This window comes from Leifsonia sp. C5G2 (genome assembly GCF_013359685.1).
GTDB lineage: Bacteria > Actinomycetota > Actinomycetes > Actinomycetales > Microbacteriaceae > Leifsonia.
Genome location: NZ_JABFMV010000010.1, coordinates 148,470 through 165,023 on the forward strand (window position 1 = coordinate 148,470; position 16,554 = coordinate 165,023).

17 protein-coding genes are annotated in these 16,554 nt (G+C 73.6%); 13 read left to right on the plus strand and 4 right to left on the minus strand.

Translation table 11 applies throughout. The annotated features are described in order from the left end of the window. The first annotated feature begins 4 nt into the window (after window positions 1-4). The 8 genes from HNO83_RS14080 (at window position 5) to HNO83_RS14115 (ending at window position 9,213) form a co-directional block, all read left to right on the plus strand. Window positions 5-3,292: an ATP-binding protein gene (locus HNO83_RS14080; RefSeq protein ID WP_349627214.1), complete on the plus strand. Its 3,288-nt coding sequence runs from the start codon at window positions 5-7 to the stop codon at window positions 3,290-3,292. A 123-nt stretch (window positions 3,293-3,415) separates the two neighbouring features. After that, window positions 3,416-3,655: a helix-turn-helix domain-containing protein gene (locus tag HNO83_RS14085; RefSeq protein ID WP_175338137.1), complete on the plus strand. Its 240-nt coding sequence runs from the start codon at window positions 3,416-3,418 to the stop codon at window positions 3,653-3,655. Beyond that, window positions 3,648-4,157 (plus strand): Clp protease N-terminal domain-containing protein, encoded by a 510-nt coding sequence (locus HNO83_RS14090; RefSeq protein WP_175338138.1) that lies wholly within the window; start codon window positions 3,648-3,650, stop codon window positions 4,155-4,157. Before HNO83_RS14085 ends, HNO83_RS14090 begins: the two co-directional genes overlap by 8 nt. Before the next feature lie 186 nt (window positions 4,158-4,343). After that, window positions 4,344-5,342 carry an ATP-binding cassette domain-containing protein gene (locus HNO83_RS14095; RefSeq protein ID WP_175338139.1) on the plus strand — a complete coding sequence of 333 codons (999 nt, stop codon included), beginning with the start codon at window positions 4,344-4,346 and terminating at the stop codon, window positions 5,340-5,342. Next, the gene (locus tag HNO83_RS14100; RefSeq protein WP_175338140.1) at window positions 5,339-6,157 is read left to right on the plus strand and encodes an ABC transporter permease; all 819 of its coding nucleotides are present in this window, start codon (window positions 5,339-5,341) and stop codon (window positions 6,155-6,157) included. The genes HNO83_RS14095 and HNO83_RS14100 overlap by 4 nt, the downstream gene beginning before the upstream one ends. A gap of 146 nt (window positions 6,158-6,303) precedes the next feature. Beyond that, window positions 6,304-7,689 carry an L-serine ammonia-lyase gene (locus tag HNO83_RS14105; RefSeq protein WP_175338141.1) on the plus strand — a complete coding sequence of 462 codons (1,386 nt, stop codon included), beginning with the start codon at window positions 6,304-6,306 and terminating at the stop codon, window positions 7,687-7,689. 65 nt (window positions 7,690-7,754) lie between these two features. Beyond that, entirely contained in the window at window positions 7,755-8,657 is a 903-nt protein-coding gene (locus HNO83_RS14110; protein WP_217499041.1) for a sulfurtransferase, read from the plus strand. A 67-nt stretch (window positions 8,658-8,724) separates the two neighbouring features. Continuing rightward, window positions 8,725-9,213: a glutathione peroxidase gene (locus HNO83_RS14115; protein ID WP_175338142.1), complete on the plus strand. Its 489-nt coding sequence runs from the start codon at window positions 8,725-8,727 to the stop codon at window positions 9,211-9,213. Between the two features lie 23 nt (window positions 9,214-9,236). Here the strand turns inward: HNO83_RS14115 and HNO83_RS14120 are convergent, their stop codons facing one another. Further along, window positions 9,237-9,527: a hypothetical protein gene (locus HNO83_RS14120; protein WP_175338143.1), complete on the minus strand. Its 291-nt coding sequence runs from the start codon at window positions 9,525-9,527 to the stop codon at window positions 9,237-9,239. A 112-nt stretch (window positions 9,528-9,639) separates the two neighbouring features. Here HNO83_RS14120 and HNO83_RS14125 point away from each other — a divergent pair, with 112 nt between their 5' ends. Next, window positions 9,640-10,038, plus strand: coding sequence for a TraR/DksA family transcriptional regulator (locus tag HNO83_RS14125; protein ID WP_175338144.1), 399 nt, complete (start codon window positions 9,640-9,642; stop codon window positions 10,036-10,038). 8 nt (window positions 10,039-10,046) lie between these two features. Here the strand turns inward: HNO83_RS14125 and HNO83_RS20635 are convergent, their stop codons facing one another. Continuing rightward, the gene (locus HNO83_RS20635; RefSeq protein ID WP_175338145.1) at window positions 10,047-13,061 is read right to left on the minus strand and encodes a helix-turn-helix transcriptional regulator; all 3,015 of its coding nucleotides are present in this window, start codon (window positions 13,059-13,061) and stop codon (window positions 10,047-10,049) included. Between the two features lie 86 nt (window positions 13,062-13,147). Next, complete coding sequence (locus HNO83_RS14135) at window positions 13,148-13,462, minus strand: hypothetical protein (RefSeq protein ID WP_175338146.1); 315 nt, start codon at window positions 13,460-13,462, stop codon at window positions 13,148-13,150. Between the two features lie 107 nt (window positions 13,463-13,569). On the opposite strand from HNO83_RS14135, the gene HNO83_RS14140 reads away from it, so the two are divergent. Both HNO83_RS14140 and HNO83_RS14145 read left to right on the plus strand, forming a co-directional pair. Further along, window positions 13,570-14,163, plus strand: a complete 594-nt coding sequence (locus HNO83_RS14140; protein WP_175338147.1) for an NADPH-dependent FMN reductase — start codon at window positions 13,570-13,572, stop codon at window positions 14,161-14,163. After that, complete coding sequence (locus tag HNO83_RS14145; protein WP_175338148.1) at window positions 14,160-14,633, plus strand: WapI family immunity protein; 474 nt, start codon at window positions 14,160-14,162, stop codon at window positions 14,631-14,633. Before HNO83_RS14140 ends, HNO83_RS14145 begins: the two co-directional genes overlap by 4 nt. Before the next feature lie 36 nt (window positions 14,634-14,669). Here HNO83_RS14145 and HNO83_RS14150 read toward each other — a convergent pair whose 3' ends face one another. Further along, window positions 14,670-15,701: an aldo/keto reductase gene (locus tag HNO83_RS14150; RefSeq protein WP_175338149.1), complete on the minus strand. Its 1,032-nt coding sequence runs from the start codon at window positions 15,699-15,701 to the stop codon at window positions 14,670-14,672. Window positions 15,702-15,764: 63 nt separating this feature from the next. On the opposite strand from HNO83_RS14150, the gene HNO83_RS14155 reads away from it, so the two are divergent. Continuing rightward, on the plus strand, window positions 15,765-16,253 hold the full coding sequence (locus HNO83_RS14155; protein WP_217499042.1) for a metallophosphoesterase family protein: 489 nt from the start codon (window positions 15,765-15,767) through the stop codon (window positions 16,251-16,253). Window positions 16,254-16,320: 67 nt separating this feature from the next. Next, window positions 16,321-16,554: hypothetical protein (locus HNO83_RS14160; protein WP_217499043.1), on the plus strand; the 234-nt coding region annotated here is incomplete at its 3' end.

Here is a 16,554-nt window from a genome sequence, read left to right on the forward strand (position 1 = left end):
GCGCGTGTCCTCTTCGCCCCGCATCGCCGTGCTCGGGCCGGTTCTGGTGGAGGACCGGGCCGGCGAGCTGAGCGAGCCGTCGGGGCTGCTCGGCAAGAGCCTGATCGTCGCGCTCGTGCTCGCACGCGGCGCCGCGAGCGTCCCGTCGCTCGTCGAGGATCTGTGGGACGACGCTCCCCCGCGCCAGGAGCGCGCCGCCCTGCAGACGCTGGTCTCGCGGGTGCGCACGGTGAGCGCCGACGGACTGCTGGAGTCCACGCCGAGCGGCTACACGCTCGCCGTCTCCCCCGAGGAGACCGACCTCGGCCTCGCCCGCCGCGCGCTCGACGAGGCGGCCGAAGAGCTGCAGCACGGCGACCCGGAAGAGGCCGTCGCGCAGGCGACCGCGGCGCTGGCGCTCTGGCGCGGCGAGCCGGGCGCCGAACTCGGGGGCACCCCGCTCGCCGACGAGCTGCGGCAGACGGCGGACACCCTGCACGACGACCTCCTGCTGCTGCGCGCCCGTGCGCGCTTCACCGCCGGGGACCACTCCGGCGCCCTCGCCGACCTGCAGCCGCTGCTCGCACGCCGCCCGCTCGACGAGACCCTGCGCCTGGTGCAGCTGCAGACCCTCGCCGGCGCCGGCCGCCGCAGCGAGGCGCTGCTGGCGTTCGCGGAGCTGAAGGAGGCGCTGCTCGACCGGCTGGGAACGCGTCCCGGCCCCGAGCTGGTCGCCCTCAACGCCGAGCTGCTCGCCGACGACGAGCAGCAGCGGCCCACCGCGCCCCACCGCATCCGGATCGGCCTCCGTGCGGCGCCGAACGCCCTGGTCGGCCGCGAGTACGACCTGCAGGCCGTCGAGGACCTGATCGCGACCTCCCGGCTGACGACCATCCTCGGTCCCGGCGGCCTCGGCAAGACGCGCCTGGCGCAGGAGGTCGGCAACCGCGCCGTCCACACGCCCGCGGTGATCGTGGTCGAGCTGGCGAGCGTCCGCACCGGGGAGGATGTGGAGCTCGCCTTCGCCTCCACCCTCGGCATCCGGGAGGCGCGGGCCGCGCGGCCCACGGATCCCGGCGCGCAGCTCGACCTGCGTTCGCGGATCCTCGGGGTCCTGGCCGAGCGCGAGACGCTCCTCATCGTGGACAACTGCGAGCACATCGTGGATGCGGTCGCCGCCTACGTGCAGGACATCCTGGACACGACGACGGCCGTCCGGGTGCTGGCGACCAGCCGCGCCCCGCTGGCGATGGGCGCCGAGCGCGTGTACCCGCTCGACTCCCTGAAGAGCACCGACGGCGACGGCGGCACGGACGCGCCCGGCGAGTACGGACCGGCGGTCGCCCTGTTCCTGGAACGCGCCCGCGCCGCCCGTCCGGGCGTCGTGCTTCCGCTGGAGGTCGTCGCGCGCCTCTGCGACCGCCTGGACGGCCTCCCGCTCGCCATCGAGCTGGCGGCGGCGCGCACCCGGTCGCTGTCGGTCGACGAGATCGAGCGCCGACTCGGCAATCGCTTCGCGTTGCTGACCGGCGGCGAGCGCACCGCCCCGGAGCGGCACCGCACGCTGCTCGCCGTGATCGAGTGGAGCTGGAACCTGCTCCGCTCGTCGGAGCAGGTGCTGCTGCGCCGGCTGTCCCGTTTCCCGGACGGCTTCAGCACCGAGGCGGCGGAGGCCGTCGCGGGTCCGGGCGCCGCGACCGTGATCGACGACCTGGACGCGCTGGTCGCCCAGTCACTCGTGACGGTGACCGAGGACCGGACGACCGGCCTGCTGCGCTACCGGATGCTGGAGACCGTCCGCGAGTTCGGCGACCGGGAGCTGGTCGCAGCGGCCGAGGAGGACGAGGTGGCCGCGGGCATGGACGCCTGGGCCGTCGCCTTCTGCCGGACCGCGCTCGCCGGCATGCACGGCCCGGAGCAGCTGCCCACGTTCCAGCGGGTCACCGCCGAGCAGGACAATCTCGTCGCCGTCTTGCGTGCGGCCCTCGACGGCGAGCGCCACGAGACGACCGCCGTCGTCTTCGCCGCGCTGTCGTACTACTGGTCGCTGCGCAGCGCGCATTCGGAGGTGATCAGCTTCGGGACGGCGGTGCTCGGCGCGCTCCTCCGCTGGGATCCGCCGCCCGCGGCCCGCGACGCCGTCGCCGCCTGCTTCACGGTCATCGGCGCCACGTTCCTCTTCATCGACCTGCGCACGTCCGCCCGCGCGATCTCGCGGCTGCGGCGGCTGCGCGGCGCCGGCCCGCTCTCCGACCCGCGGCTCGACGGGCTGGCCGACCTGGTGCTGCACGCCGGGCGCGCGGAGGAGGGGCTCGCACTGCTCGAGCGGTACGCCTCGTCGAGCGACCCGGAGCGCGCGGCGCTGGGGAACCTCCTGCGGGCGCAGCTGTACGAGAACGGGGCCGAGCTCGACCAGGCCCTCGCCTTCGGGATGCGGGCGTGGGAGAACGCGGAGCGGGCCGGAGACACCTGGTCGATGGCTTCCGCCGCGCAGTCGCTCGCGCAGTCGCACAGCCAGCTCGCGCATCCGGCCGAGGCCCTGGTGTGGGCGCAGCGCGCGTACGACCACATGGCCCGGCTGCAGGCGGACGGCGACATGCACCAGCTGGACTGGCTGATCGCCATCAACGCCATCTCCAGCGGCGACACCGACCGCGGCAGGCAGCTGCTGGAGCGGTACCTGGCGGTGGAGGTGGACAGGAGCGGCTTCGACTACGCCGACTACTACGCGATCGGCTTCGCCGGGATGGCGGAGATCGCGCTCGCCGAAGGCGATGTCCCCGAGGCGGTGCGGCTGTACGGCCAGGCACTCGACGCGTTCGGCGACCCGCCGAGCGGGCGCGCGGGCTCTCTGAATCCCTGGCTCATCATGCTCAGCGCGGCCGCCCTGACGGCACGGCTGCGCGCGCACGCCACGGTGGACGGCCTGCTGGAGTGGGCGGAGACCGACACCGCCGCCGCGTCGCTGCGCACCCGCATTCTGGTGAGCGCGCGGCTCAGTCCGCCCTACCTCGACCGTCCCGTGATCGGCTCCGGAATGCTCGGCTACGCGGCGTGGATGCTCGACCCGCACACCGTGGCGGCGCACGGCGACGACACATGGCTGGATTCGGGGCTGACGCTGTTCGCGCTGGCGGGCCGGGCGAACTCCCGGCAGGACGTCGCGAGCCTGCACCGCGACGCCGTCGCCGAGCGCCTCGCCGCCGCCTGGGGCCGCGACCGGCTGGACGCCGCCGGTGCGCCCGTCGCGGACCTCGGCCCGGAGCAGGCCATCGCCCGCGGCCTCGCGCTCCTCTCCGCAGTCCGCGCCTGACCCGCTGCCGCGACATCCCTGGGACGCAACACGCCGTTCCGGCGCGCGCGCAACGGCGTGTCGCGTCCCACAGTTTTAGCAACTTAGGTTGACAAGCAGGAATAAGCAACTATGGTTGCTTACATGAACGCCGCACCCTATCCCGATCCCGTCGGCGGCGTCGCCGACGGCCTGGCCGCTGTGGTCGCCCTGCGCGAGCTCGCCGACCGGCTCGAAGACGCCGAGGTCGAACGCGCGCTCCGCGACGGGTGGAGCTGGACGCAGATCGCCGACGCGCTCGGCGTGACCCGCCAGGCGGTCCACAAGAAGCACCTGCGCCGGGTCGCCGCCGCGGGCATCGAACTGAGGAGGCGCAATGTCTGACATCCCGCCCGGATCGGTCAGCAACCTGCCGGGGCAACCACTCTCGCGCACGCTGCGACCGATCGTCATCCGCTCCATCGTCGAGGCGCAGGAGCGCCACTCCCCCGCCGTCGAGGCCGAGCACCTCCTGCTCGCCCTCTCGCGCGACGGCAGCGCGCCCCTCCGGGAGGCGCTCGCCTCCGTGGGGTTCGACCACGACGGGCTGGCGGCGGCCCTGGATGCCGAACGAGCGGCCAGTCTGCGCGTCGCGGGGGTCAGCCCGCTGCCCGCCGAGCGCCTGCTCGCCGCACCCAGCCTCACCCGCCCGCGCTGGGGCGCGTCGGCGAGAGAGGCGCTCACCCGGGCGCACCGCATCGCGGGAGCCCACCATCGGCAGCGGATGGACCAGCTCCAACTGCTCGCCGCCCTGCTCGGCCTCGAGCTCGGCACCGTCCCGCGGACCGTCGCCCTCGCCGGCGTCGACCCCCGGGCCCTCCTCGCGTCGGCCCGCCGCACCTCCTGACCTGCCGGCGCATCCATGGGACGCAACACGCCGTTCCGGCGCGCGCGCTGCGGCGTGTCGCGTCCCATGGATGCCGCTTACAGCGCCGGGCGCGACGCGTAAGCGCGTGTAAGCGGCGCGTAAGCGCCGCGTAAGCGGGGGCGCGCAGGATCGGGACATCACCGATCCACAAGGAAAGGACACACCATGACTCGCAGCTCGGAGTGGGCCGTCGAAGCCCACGGGCTGGTCAAGGTCTTCGGCGACAACCGGGCGGTCGACGGCGTCGACCTGACCGTGCGCGCCGGCGCCGTCTACGGCGTCCTCGGCCCCAACGGCGCCGGCAAGACCACCACCATCTCCATGCTCGCCACCCTGCTGAAGCCCGACGCCGGCGAGGCCTTCATCTTCGGCCACGACATCCGCCGCGAGCAGCAGGTCGTCCGCCAGCTCATCGGCGTCACCGCCCAGTTCGCCTCCGTCGACGAGACCCTGTCGGCCAGCGAGAACCTGATGATCTTCTCCCGCCTGCTCGGCCTCTCCGGCCGCGAGGCGCGCGCCAAGACCACCGAGCTGCTCGAGGAGTTCGGGCTGAGCGAGGCCGCGAAGCGTCCGCTGAAGAAGTTCTCCGGCGGCATGCGGCGCCGCCTCGACCTCGCCGCGAGCCTGATCGCGCAGCCGCCGCTGATCTTCCTCGACGAGCCGACCACGGGCCTCGACCCGCGCACGCGCTCGCAGATGTGGGACACCATCCGCCGCCTGGTCTCCACCGGCTCCACCGTGCTGCTGACCACGCAGTACCTGGACGAGGCCGACCAGCTGGCCGACCGCATCGCCGTCATCGACCGCGGCCGCGTCGTGGCCGAGGGCACGGCGGACGAGCTGAAGGCGTCGGTCGGCGAGTCCTCGCTGCAGCTGCGCCTCACCGACCCGGCCGACGTCGAGGACGCCCGCCGCGCCATCCAGACCGTGCTCGGTGTGGATGCGGTGGTCTCGCCCGAGGGATCCCGCATCACGGCGCCCATGCGCAGCGCGGACACGGTCACCGACCTGTTCGTGACGCTCCGCGAGGCGGGCATCCACCTGTCGGAGATGTCCGTGCAGAAGCCGACGCTGGACGAGGTGTTCCTGACCCTCACCGGCCACGGCGTCGAGGACGAGAAGGCGGACGAGGCGTCCGCAGAGGAAGAGAAGGTCGACGCATGAGCGCCATCGCCACCATCACGCCGCCCTCGGAGCGGCGGCTGAAGAACCACGTCAGCCTGCGCCAGACGCTGGCGAACACCCTGACCATGGCCCGCCGCGGCATCCTGAAGGTGCGGCGCACGCCCGAGCAGCTGTTCGACGTGACGCTGCAGCCGATCATCTTCACCGTCATGTTCGCCTGGCTCTTCGGCGGCGCGATCGCCGGAAGCGTCGACGCGTACCTGCCCCAGCTCATCCCCGGCATCCTGGTGCAGACCGTCATCACCGCATCCGTCGTCACCGGCGTCCAGCTCCGCGAGGACATGGACAAGGGGGTGTTCGACCGCTTCAAGTCCCTTCCGATCGCGCGCATCGCCCCGCTCTCGGGCGCATTGCTCGCGGACACCCTGCGGTACGCGATCGCCACGACGATCACCTTCATCGTCGGTTTCGCCATGGGCTACCGCCCGGGCGCCGGGTTCGGTTTCGCGGCTCTGGGCGGCCTCCTCGTGATCGTCTGCGCCTGGGCGATCAGCTGGATCTTCGCCTTCTTCGGCGTGATCGCCCGCACGGCCGGGTCGGTGCAGGGCATCTCGTTCCTCATCCTGTTCCCGCTGACGTTCTTCTCGAACGCCTTCGTGTCGCCGAGCACGCTGCCGAGCTGGCTGGAGTGGTTCGTGAACATCAACCCGGTGTCGCACCTGGTCACGGCGGTCCGCGACCTCGCCAACAACGGCACCTTCGGCGCCGACGGCTGGATCGCGCTGGCCGGCGCCGCGGTGATCGTCGCGGTGTTCGCCCCGCTCACCGTCCGGGCGTACATGCGGAAGGCCTGACCGGCGCGACCGGTCCGACAGCCGGCGGCCGTCGCATCCTGCGGAGGGATGCGGCGGCCGCCTCCCTGTTCGCCCACGCACGATCGGTGCGTGGATTGCGGTCACAGCGCGAGATTCGAGCGCGCGGGCCGACATAGACTGGAGAAGTGACAGCGTACGTCTCGGCCTTCGACCTGTTCTCGATCGGCATCGGTCCTTCGAGCTCGCACACCGTCGGCCCCCTCCGCGCGGCGGCCGCGTTCGCTGCCCGACTCGACGACGCGGGGATGCTCGACCGCGTCGACGAGGTCACGTGCACGCTGTACGGCTCGCTCGGCTCCACCGGCATCGGCCACGGGACGCCCGATGCCGTGATCGCCGGGCTCCGCGGCCTCCAGCCGGAGACGTGCCGCCCGGAGGACGTCCGCGGCGCGTGGTCGGCGCTCGAACCGGGCGCGACGCTGCTGCTCGCCGGCCGCCGCCGCATCCCCATCGGCAGGGACGACATCGCCTTCGAGCCGCGCACCCGCCTGCCCGGCCACCCGAACGCACTGACGCTGCGAGCGTGGGGCCGCGACGCCGCCGGCGCGCGCTCCCCGCTGCCGCTGCTCGAGGAGACCTACTACTCGATCGGCGGAGGGTTCATCCGCCGCGACGGCGAGGAGGCCGCGCTCGCGGCCCGGCACTCCCACCCCCTCCCCTTCTCCAGCGCCGCCGAGCTGCTGGCGATCTGCGAGCGGGACGGCATCCCGATCTGCGAGGTCGCCCGCCGCAACGAGGTGGCGCTGCACGGCGAGGAGGCCACGCGCGAACGGCTCGATCTGATCTGGGAGGCGATGGCGGAGTGCGTCGCCCGCGGGCTCTCCGGCGAGGGGACGCTGCCGGGCGGCCTCGGCGTCTGGCGCCGCGCCGCCCGGATGCGGGAGCACCTGGAGGCGGTTCAGGACGACCCCGGCCGCGCGACGGCCCTGGAGTGGCTGCACGCGTTCGCGCTGGCGGTCAACGAGGAGAACGCCTCCGGCGGGCGAGTCGTCACGGCGCCGACCAACGGCGCGGCCGGGATCGTCCCCGCCGTCGCCCACTACTACCTGCGGTTCGTGCCGGGGGCGTCGCTGGAGGGCATCCGGCAGTACCTGCTCACCGCGACCGCCATCGGCTCGCTGTTCAAGGCGAACGCCTCCATCTCGGGCGCGGAGGGCGGCTGCCAGGCCGAGGTGGGCTCCGCCTGCGCCATGGCGGCCGGCGCGCTGTGCGCGGTGCTCGGCGGCACGCCGAAGCAGGTGGAGAACGCGGCCGAGATCGCGATGGAGCACCACCTCGGCCTCACCTGCGACCCGGTCGGCGGCCTGGTGCAGATCCCGTGCATCGAGCGGAACGCGATCGCCTCGTCGACCGCGGTCTCGGCGGCCCGGCTGGCCCTGCACGGCGACGGCTCGCACCTGGTGTCGCTGGACACGGTGATCGAGACGATGCGCCAGACCGGGCTGGACATGTCCACCAAGTACAAGGAGACCAGCGAGGGCGGACTGGCCGTCAACGTCATCGAGTGCTGACGCGAGCGTTACGGCACGTTGCGCGGTGCATTTCGGGCGTCGGTGGTCGTGGCTAGCGTGAGCGGGTGACCGAAACCTCCTCTCCCTCCGCGCAGCCCGCCGCCACCACAGCGCTGGCCTCGGCCCTCGATGGGCCGCTGGTCTCGACGCAGTGGCTCGCCGACCACCTCGGCGCCGAAGGACTCGTGGTGCTCGACGCCACGGCTGTCCCGTCGCGGGATGCCGACGGCCACACCGTGTACGTGAGCGGGCGGCCGGCGTTCGCCGAGACCCGCATCCCGGGCTCCGCCTTCGCCGACCTGGTCGACGGGTTCAGCGACGCGGAGGCGCCGTTCGCCTTCACGCGGCCGGGCGCCGACGCCTTCGCGGAGGCCGCGGCGGCGGTCGGCGTCGGGCCTGAGACCACCGTCGTGGTCTACGACACCGCGCTCGGCCAGTGGGCCTCGCGACTCTGGTACCTCTTCCGCGCCTTCGGGCACGACCGCGTCGCGGTGCTCGACGGCGGCCTGGCGAAGTGGAGCGCGGAGGGCCGGCCCGTGGAGGCCGGGGACGTGCACGCCGCACAGGCTGCCGCCGTTCCCGCGCCCGCGGCCGAGCAGCCCGGATTCTGGGTCGACACGGAGGAGGTCGCGGCGATCGTCGACGGCACGCGGCCCGGCGCCCTCGTGTGCGGGACGCCGGCGCGCGACTTCGCCGCACGCCACATCCCGGGCAGCACGAGCGCCCCGGTGGCGCGGCTGCTCGACCGGGAGACGAACGCGTTCCTCCCCGCCGCCGAGCTGCGCGGGGTGCTCGCCGACGTGCTCGCGGCGCCCGGCCCGATCGTCGTCTACTGCGGCGCCGGCATCGCCGCGGCGGCCGACGCGCTGGCGCTCGCGCTGCTCGGTCGCAACGATGTGCTGCTCTACGACGGCTCCCTCGGCGAGTGGACGGCCGACCCGGCCGCACCGCTGGCCTCGGCCGCCTGAGGGGAGGGATCGAGCGGCCCACGCGTTCTCCGAGCCGGCTCGAAGCCAGCGGCGCTAGGGTGCGGTCATGACCGTGATGGACATCCCCTTCCACACCATCGACGGCGACGAGACCTCGCTGAACGCGTTCGCGGGCAAGGTCATCCTCGTCGTCAACGTCGCCTCTCGCTGCGGGCTCGCGCCCCAGTACGAGAAGCTCGAGAAGCTGCAGGAGACCTACGGCGACCGCGGCTTCACCGTCGTCGGCTTCCCGAGCAACCAGTTCCTGCAGGAGCTGAGCTCGACCGACGCCATCAAGGAGTACTGCTCGACCACGTGGGGCGTGACGTTCCCGATGGCCGAGAAGGTGCGGGTGAACGGGCGCAACGCGCACCCGCTCTACCAGGAGCTCACGAAGGCGCCGGACGCGGAAGGCAAGGCGGGCCGCGTCAAGTGGAACTTCGAGAAGTTCGTCGTGACGCCGGACGGCGCGGTGCACCGCTTCCGTCCGCAGACCGAGCCGGACGACCCGGCGATCGTCGCGCTGATCGAGGAGTCGCTGCCCGCCGCAGCCTGACGCCGGTCAGGCTCCTGGCCCGCTCAGGCGCGCCGGTACCAGCGGCCGCCGACGCGCTCGGTGAGTCGCCACGCACCGACCTCGGCGAACGTGCGCAGCCGGGCCACGGTGTGCTCGGCGACGCGGAGCGCGGTGCCGGCGTTGTCCTCCGTGAAGCGCACGGTGATGCGCGCCTCGCCGGACACCACATCCACGCTCGTCGCCTCGACGACCGCCAGCTCGCGCGCCGCCGCGGCCACGGCCGGTTCGACGTCACGCGGGTCCACGGCGGGTCGAAGGCGGCCGACGGCGACGATGACGCGGAAGGAAGGCACCCGCCGAGCCTACGCGCGTCGAATGGGCGGATGCGGCGCCGCAGGCGTACTCTGACTCGGTCAGAGAGACGTTCGGGGGAACGGAAGGGGTGCTCTGGTGCAGGAGGTGCGAATGGATGACCGGGTGCGGTCGGCGGACGTGGAGGTCCTCGACGACGCGGAGCGGGAGGAGCTCGCCGCGCTGCTGCGGGAGCGCCGCGAGACGGACATCGCCGAGGCGCAACGCATGGCCGAGTCGCTGGGCGTGCTGCTCTCGTCGCGGTCAGAGTCGACCGCGGACGACGAGCACGACCCGGAGGGCCCGACCCTGTCGTCGGAGTGGAGTCGCCTGCAGGCACTGCGCTCGGACGCCGCGCACGACATCGTCGCGGTGGATGCCGCGCTCGAGCGGCTGCGGATCGGCACCTACGGCATCTGCGCCCGCTGCGGCGAGCCGATCGGGGTCGACCGGCTCCGCGCGCGTCCGACGGCCGAGCTGTGCATCCGCTGCGCCGTGGCCGTCGAGAGCTGATCGCGCCGCTACGTCAGCGGACGGGAGGCCAGGTACACGGCCTCCGTACGGCTCGACGCGCCGGTCTTCCGCAGGATGCTCGACACGTGGACGCTCGCCGTCTTGGCGCTGATGTAGAGCCGCTCGCCGATCTGCTTGTTGCTCAGGCCCTGCTCGATGAGGGCGAGCACCTGCTCCTCGCGCTCGGTCAGCGGCTGGCCCTGGGCGCTCGCGGCAGCGGCCGCGCGGGCCGGCGGCTGCGCGCCGATCGCGTCCGCCGCCCTGACCAGCATCGCGACCCCGCCGGCCTCCGCGAGCTCGCGGCCCTGTGTCACGAGCCGGTCGGCACGCGGCCGGTCGCCCGACAGCTGGGCGACGCGGGCGGCGCGCAGCAGGGCGTATGGGAGGAGCTGCGCGGGGGCGAGGGGATGCTCGGCTGCCGCGGAGGCCTGCTCCCAGGCGGCCGCGGGATCGGCGTAACGCTCGCTCCGGTCGGCGGCCGGTGAGACGGCCGCGCGCGCGGTGGCGAGTTCGGCCTCGATCAGCGGCGCCCAGGCCGGAGCGGTCGGCCACGTGCGCAGCGGAGCGAGCACCGACTCCAGCCGGCGCGCCTCGGCCAGGACGGCCGCGGCGAGGGCGGCCTCGGTCGCGGCGAGGGCGGCCTCGGTCGCGGCGAGCCCGCTAGCCTCGGGGCCGCTCCCGGCACCGCCACCGGCCAGCACACCGAGCGAGCGGCCCGGATCCGTCGCCCCGGCGAGTTCGGCCAGCGCGCGCGAGGCGACCGCCAGCACCGGGAGGTCATATCCGGGCAGCGAGCAGAACGGCGGCGCACCGATGCCACGGGTCTCCAGCCACGCGCGGTCGAACTCGCCGAGCGCGATCGCGACCTCTCCGGAGGCGCGCGCGAGGGCGAGCCGGGTCTGCTGCTCCAGCTCGGCGAGGGCGCGGAGCGGGGAGCGGAGGCGGCGCAGCAGGTCGTCGGCTCGCTTCGGCTCGCCGTGCCAGACCCACAGACGCACGCGTTGCAGTTGCGCGGTCACGCCCGTGCGGTCGTCGAAGCCGAGGGCCACGCGGAGCATGGCGCCGGCCTGCTCGTACTGGCCGAGCGCGATGAGCGGCTCCGCGGTGTTGGCCGCGAGCCAGATGCCGGACGTGCGCTCCACCCCGCGCTCGCGGGCCCGGGCGACTCCCTCTTCGGCCATGCGCACCGCTTCGGCGTAGCGGCCGACCGAGTTCAGGGCGTCGGACGCGTTGACCAGGTAGCGGAGGGTCGCACCGGCATCCCCGGCGGCGAGGGCGCCGGCGATCTCGAACTCGGCGAACCCCTCGTCGATCCTGCCCGACTCGACGAGCGACGCGGCGAGGATGTTGTGCGCGATCGAGCGCATCCGGGCCGGCGACTCCTGCGCCTCCGCGATCGCGCCGCGCGCCGTCTCGATGGCCGCGTCGAAGTAACCGGCGAGCATCCGCTGGGCGGCGAGCTCGGTCATCAGGTGCGGCCGCAGCGGGTCTCCGGACGGCAGCGAGCCGGGCGGCACGGTCGCGAGCGCCTGCTCCAGCAGCTGCGCGCTGCCCGGCCGGTTCAGGTTGCCGAGGTACTGGCCCTTGTCGCGCAGCAGCCGCGCCCGGCGCGACGGCGGCAGCTCATCGGCCTCGGCCAGCGCCGCCTCCACCAGGGCGAGGGCGCGCTCGTTGTTGCCGGCGTTGCGCAGCGCGGACGCGGTCTGGGCGAGCACCGCCACGCGGTCGCTGCCGCTCAGCACCTCGGCGTCGGGCACGCCGTCCCAGAGCTCGAGCACGCGGTCGCCCATCGCGGCGACCGTCGCGTAGGCGTAGGAGCGCTTGGCCTCCTCCATCGCCTCCAGCGACGCCAGGAACGCGCGCCGCACGTCGTGCGCCGCCAGCCAGTGCGCCGACAGCTGCACGGCCGACCGCTGCGGGCTGACCTCGAGCGCCTCGGCGTAGCGCGCGTGGTAGCGCGTGCGCTCCCCCGGCAGGAGGTCGGCGTGGATGGCCTCGCGCACGAGGGCGTGCCGGAACAGGTACTCCGTGGAGTCGGCCGCGAGCAGATTGGCCGTCACGGCCTCGCGCGCGGCGGCGTCGAGCTCGTCCGGCGTGCCGTCGAACACCGCGGCGAGCAGCTCGTGGGTGACGCACACGCCCCCGGCGGCGAGCACGCGCAGCAGTCGCTGTGCCGGCTCGCTCAGCCGTTCGTACCGGGCGAGGACGAGCTCGCGCAGGGTCTCCGGCAGGTCGTCGCCCGACCGCAGGCCGTCGATGCCGACCAGCTCCTCCACGAAGAACGGGACGCCCTCGCTCAGCTCGGTGACCCGCTCCAGCGAGCCGTCGTCGGGCACGCGGCCGAGCAGCTCCTCGACCAGCTCGGCCACCTGATCGTCGCCCAGCCGCGACAGCTCCCAGCGGGTCACGCGCCGCGTGCGCTCCAGTTCCGGCAGCCACGAGCGCAGCACGTGACCGCGCGGCACCTCGTCGCTGCGGTAGGTGAGCAGCACGAGCAGCCGGCCGCTCTCGGCCATGCGCACGATGAAGCGGAGCAGCTCGAGCGTGGAGCGGTCGGCCCAGTGCAGGTCTTCGATCGCCAGGATGACGGGGCGCTCCGCCGAGACACGCTCCAGCAGCACCGTGACCAGCTCGTAGAGCCGCTCGGCGCCCGTGCGCGGCGGGACGGCGGAATCGTCCGCCAGCTCGGGCAGGAGTGCCGAGAGCACGCCCGCGCCCGGCCCTGCGGCCTCCAGAACCCGCTCGAGGCCGACCGTCTGGATGAGCCGGCGCAGCACCGCGGCGAACGGCGCGTACGGCGCCCCGTCGTCGCCGAGATCGACGCAGCGGCCGAGCAGCACCGTCGCCGCGTGCTCCTGCTCGCTCAGGAACTCGTCGAGCAGGCGGGACTTGCCGATGCCCGCCTCTCCGCCGATCACGACGGCCCGCAGCTCGCCCCGCGAAGCCGCCGCGAACTCGTCGCGCAGCGCCGCCAGGTCGGACCCCCGCCCGACCAGCGTTGTGCTCGACGCCGGTGCTCGCATGGCTTCATCGTGCCACCGACCACCGACATCCGGGGCCTCGTCCCGGGTGGCTTCGCGGAGAGCAGACAGCGCGGGCCGAGCGCTGCTCACCGGGCGGCGTGCGCGAGCTCGCGCTCCGGCTCAGGGACCACGGCTGCGGCGTCGCCGGCCGGTGCCGTCGCGGCCGTCGTGGGCACCGCCGGAGCGGGCGCGGCCTGCGCCCCGGCCGTCGCTCCGCGACGCCCGTGCGCCCGGCTGTGCGCGGTCAGCGACCGCAGCCGGTTCGCGCGCTCTCGCACCCGTCGCGCGTGCTCCCGCTCGCGCTCCAGCCGCTCCATCTCCCCCGCCCGCACCCGCAGGTCCACGAACTCGTCGATCAGCATCTTCTCGTTCCCCTCGTCCGTTTCTTCGTCGGTCTCCACCCTTCTCGCTAAGGCACCCCGGCAGCATCGGGCGAATGCCCTATTCCTGCGCGATGGTCGGCGGGTAAGGGCTTCACACCGCCGTGCGCCGGGAGCAGCATGGCGTCATGGCGACGATCAACGAGCTCCAGCCCCCGTACAAGGTCGGCTACTTCGTGGGGAGCCTCTCCACCCAGTCCGTCAACCGCACCCTCTCGAAGGCGCTGCTCCGGCTCGCGCCCTCCGACCTGGTGTTCACCGAGATCCGCATCGGCGACCTCCCCCTCTACAACCGCGACCTCGACGGCGACTACCCGGCGTCCGCGCGCGAGTTCAAGGCGACGATCGCGGCCCAGGACGCCCTGCTGTTCATCACCCCCGAGTACAACCGGTCGATACCCGGGGCGCTGAAGAACGCGATCGACTGGGCGAGCCGCCCGTACGGCGAGAACGTCATCGCGCGCAAGGCAACGGCGGTCATCGGCGGCTCACCCGGGCAGATCGGCACGGCCGTCGGGCAGCAGCACCTGCGCAGCATCCTGAGCTTCCTGCAGGCGCCGCAGATGAACGCGCCGGAGGCCTACATCTGGATGCGCCCCGGGCTCATCGAGGAGGACGGCACGGTCACCGACCCCGGCACCGAGGAGTTCCTCCGCGGCTACATGAACGCCTTCTTCGAGTACATCGAGCGCGTCCTCACGGTGGTGCCGAGCGCGCCATGAGGCTGCGGGACGAGGGCGGCGATCGCAGCGTCGAGCTGCGGCCGGCCGCGCGTGAGGGCGACGGCGACCGGGTCGTGGTCGACGCCCTCGTGGACGACGGCGAACGGCACTGGTCGCTGACCGAGGCGTGCCTCACACGCCCGGAGGCGCGGGACCTCGCGGCCTGGCTCGCCGGGATCGCGGAGGACACGACCGCGGCGGCCGACGAGGGGACGTCGCTGACGTTCGAGGCGAACGCCCTCTCGCTGAGCGGCCACCGCATCCCGGGCGGGACGGTCGAGCTCCGCATCGCCCTGCTGCGCATGCACGCGGACGGCCCGGGCACGACCGACGTCGTGGTCGGCCTCCGCGCTCCGCAGGCCGAGGTCATCGCCGCGGCGCGCGACCTCCTCGTCGAGCTCGACGCCCTCCCTGACCCCGCCACTCGTGACGAATGCGCGCGATTCGTGACGAATCGCGCGCATTCGTGACGAATCGCGCGCCTTCGTGACGAGTCGCGACCCGGATCAGCGACCGCCCTCGCGCTTGCGGTGCCGCTGCTGGACGGCCTGCTCGCCGTAGGGGTAGATGTCTGCGCGCGGGGTGCTCGCTTCGTCGAGGCGGGCGCGCTGCTCGTCGGAGAGGGACAGTTCCGCCGCGCCGAGGTTGTCCTTCAGCTGCTCGACGGTCCGCGCCCCCAGGATGACGGAGGTGACGGCCGGGCGGCCCGACAGCCACGCGAGCGAGACCTGCGAGGGCGACGCTCCGGTCTCGCGGGCCACCGCATCCACCGCGTCGATGATCTCCCACGTGCGCGGGTCGGCGTTGCGCGCCTCCCACGCCTCCATGCCGCGGGTCGGGTTCTCGCCGAGGCGCGTGGCGCCGGTCGGCGGCTCGTCCCGGTGGTATTTGCCGCTCAGCCAGCCGCCCGCGAGCGGCGACCAGGGCAGCAGGCCGACACCGGCATCCAGCGCCGCCGGCACGATCTCGTGCTCGATGCCGCGCACGATGAGGCTGTACTGCGGCTGCAGGGTCACCGGTGCCGCCCAGCCGTTCGCACGCGCCAGCTGCACGGCCTTCGTCAGCTGCCAGCCGAGGTAGTTGGAGAAGCCGTAGTACGAGATCTTGCCCGCCCGGACCGCGTCGTCGAGGAATCGCAAGGTCTCCTCCAGCCGCGTCAGCGCATCCCACGCGTGGAGCTGGTACAGGTCGATGTGGTCCACCCCGAGCCGCCGGAGGGAGGCGTCGAGAGCCGTCCGCAGGTGCGTCCGCGAGAGGCCGAGGTCGTTCGGGCCCGCGCCCATCGGGAAGCGGCCCTTCGTGGCGACGACGATGCCGTCCCGGCGGCCGGGGTGGCGGGAGAGCCAGCGCCCGATGATCGACTCCGATGCTCCGGACGAGTACACGTCGGCGGTGTCGACGAGGTTGCCGCCCTCGTCGAGGTAGCGCTCCAGGATGGCGTGCGAGGTCGCCTCGTCCGCCTCCGCGCCGAAGGTCATGGTGCCGAGGGCGAACTCCGACACGATCGTTCCGCTGTTTCCGAGGTTCCGTAGCTGCATGAGTGCGACCGTAGCCCCCTTCCGGCCCTGTGCGTACTGTGGTGGCTCGTGAGGCTGCTGCTGATGTCCGACACCCATGTCCCGAAGCGGGCGCGCGCGCTGCCCGCGCAGCTGCTGGAGGCGGTGGAGGCGGTGGATGTCGTCATCCATGCCGGAGATTGGGTGGATGCCGCGACGCTCGACCTGCTGGAGTCCCGGTCGCGCCGCCTGATCGGCGTCTGGGGCAACAACGATGGGCCGGAGCTGCGACGCCGGCTGCCCGAGGTGGCCCGGGTCGAGCTCGACGGGGTGCGCGTCGCCGTGATCCACGAGACGGGTCCGGCGGCCGGGCGGGAGGCGCGCTGCGACCAGGCATTCCCGGAGACGGACCTCCTCGTGTTCGGCCACTCCCACATCCCGTGGGACACCGTCACGCCGCGCGGGCTGCGCCTGCTGAACCCGGGGTCGCCGACCGACCGCCGCCGCCAGCCGGTGTGCACCTACCTGACCGCCGAGATCGTGGACGGCCGGCTCGGCGCGGTCGCGCTCGTCCCGGTGGACAGGTCCGCCTGAACTGTCTTTCGCCTCCCGCGCCGCCGGGAGCACCCTGGCCCTGCGACGACACGGGCGGGGTGGCGACATGGGGATGCGGCGCAGGCGGATCGGTGACGGCGGGACGGCGCCGGCATGGGCCGGGACGGTCACCCTGCTCGCGCTCGGGATCGGCCTGACCGGGATCTGCCTGGCACTGCGGGTCACGCGTCTCGCGGCGACCCCGGCCGGCGCCGACCCGGTGCTCGGCGTCGCGCTCGCGCTCGCCGGACTCTGCTGCGTGATCGGCGCCGCCGGCGGCGCCGATCACGCAGCAGAGTCC

Bases quoted from the DNA above. Each gene is read 5' to 3' on its own strand.
- HNO83_RS14085 (WP_175338137.1), top strand. From the start codon at position 3,416: ATGAACGCCGCACCCTATCCCGATCCCGTCGGCGGCGTCGCCGACGGC.
- HNO83_RS14090 (WP_175338138.1), top strand. From the start codon at position 3,648: ATGTCTGACATCCCGCCCGGATCGGTCAGCAACCTGCCGGGGCAACCA.
- HNO83_RS14095 (WP_175338139.1), top strand. From the start codon at position 4,344: ATGACTCGCAGCTCGGAGTGGGCCGTCGAAGCCCACGGGCTGGTCAAG.
- HNO83_RS14100 (WP_175338140.1), top strand. From the start codon at position 5,339: ATGAGCGCCATCGCCACCATCACGCCGCCCTCGGAGCGGCGGCTGAAG.
- HNO83_RS14115 (WP_175338142.1), top strand. From the start codon at position 8,725: ATGACCGTGATGGACATCCCCTTCCACACCATCGACGGCGACGAGACC.
- HNO83_RS14125 (WP_175338144.1), top strand. From the start codon at position 9,640: ATGGATGACCGGGTGCGGTCGGCGGACGTGGAGGTCCTCGACGACGCG.
- HNO83_RS20635 (WP_175338145.1), bottom strand. From the start codon at position 13,061: ATGCGAGCACCGGCGTCGAGCACAACGCTGGTCGGGCGGGGGTCCGAC.
- HNO83_RS14140 (WP_175338147.1), top strand. From the start codon at position 13,570: ATGGCGACGATCAACGAGCTCCAGCCCCCGTACAAGGTCGGCTACTTC.
- HNO83_RS14145 (WP_175338148.1), top strand. From the start codon at position 14,160: ATGAGGCTGCGGGACGAGGGCGGCGATCGCAGCGTCGAGCTGCGGCCG.
- HNO83_RS14150 (WP_175338149.1), bottom strand. From the start codon at position 15,701: ATGCAGCTACGGAACCTCGGAAACAGCGGAACGATCGTGTCGGAGTTC.
- HNO83_RS14155 (WP_217499042.1), top strand. From the start codon at position 15,765: ATGTCCGACACCCATGTCCCGAAGCGGGCGCGCGCGCTGCCCGCGCAG.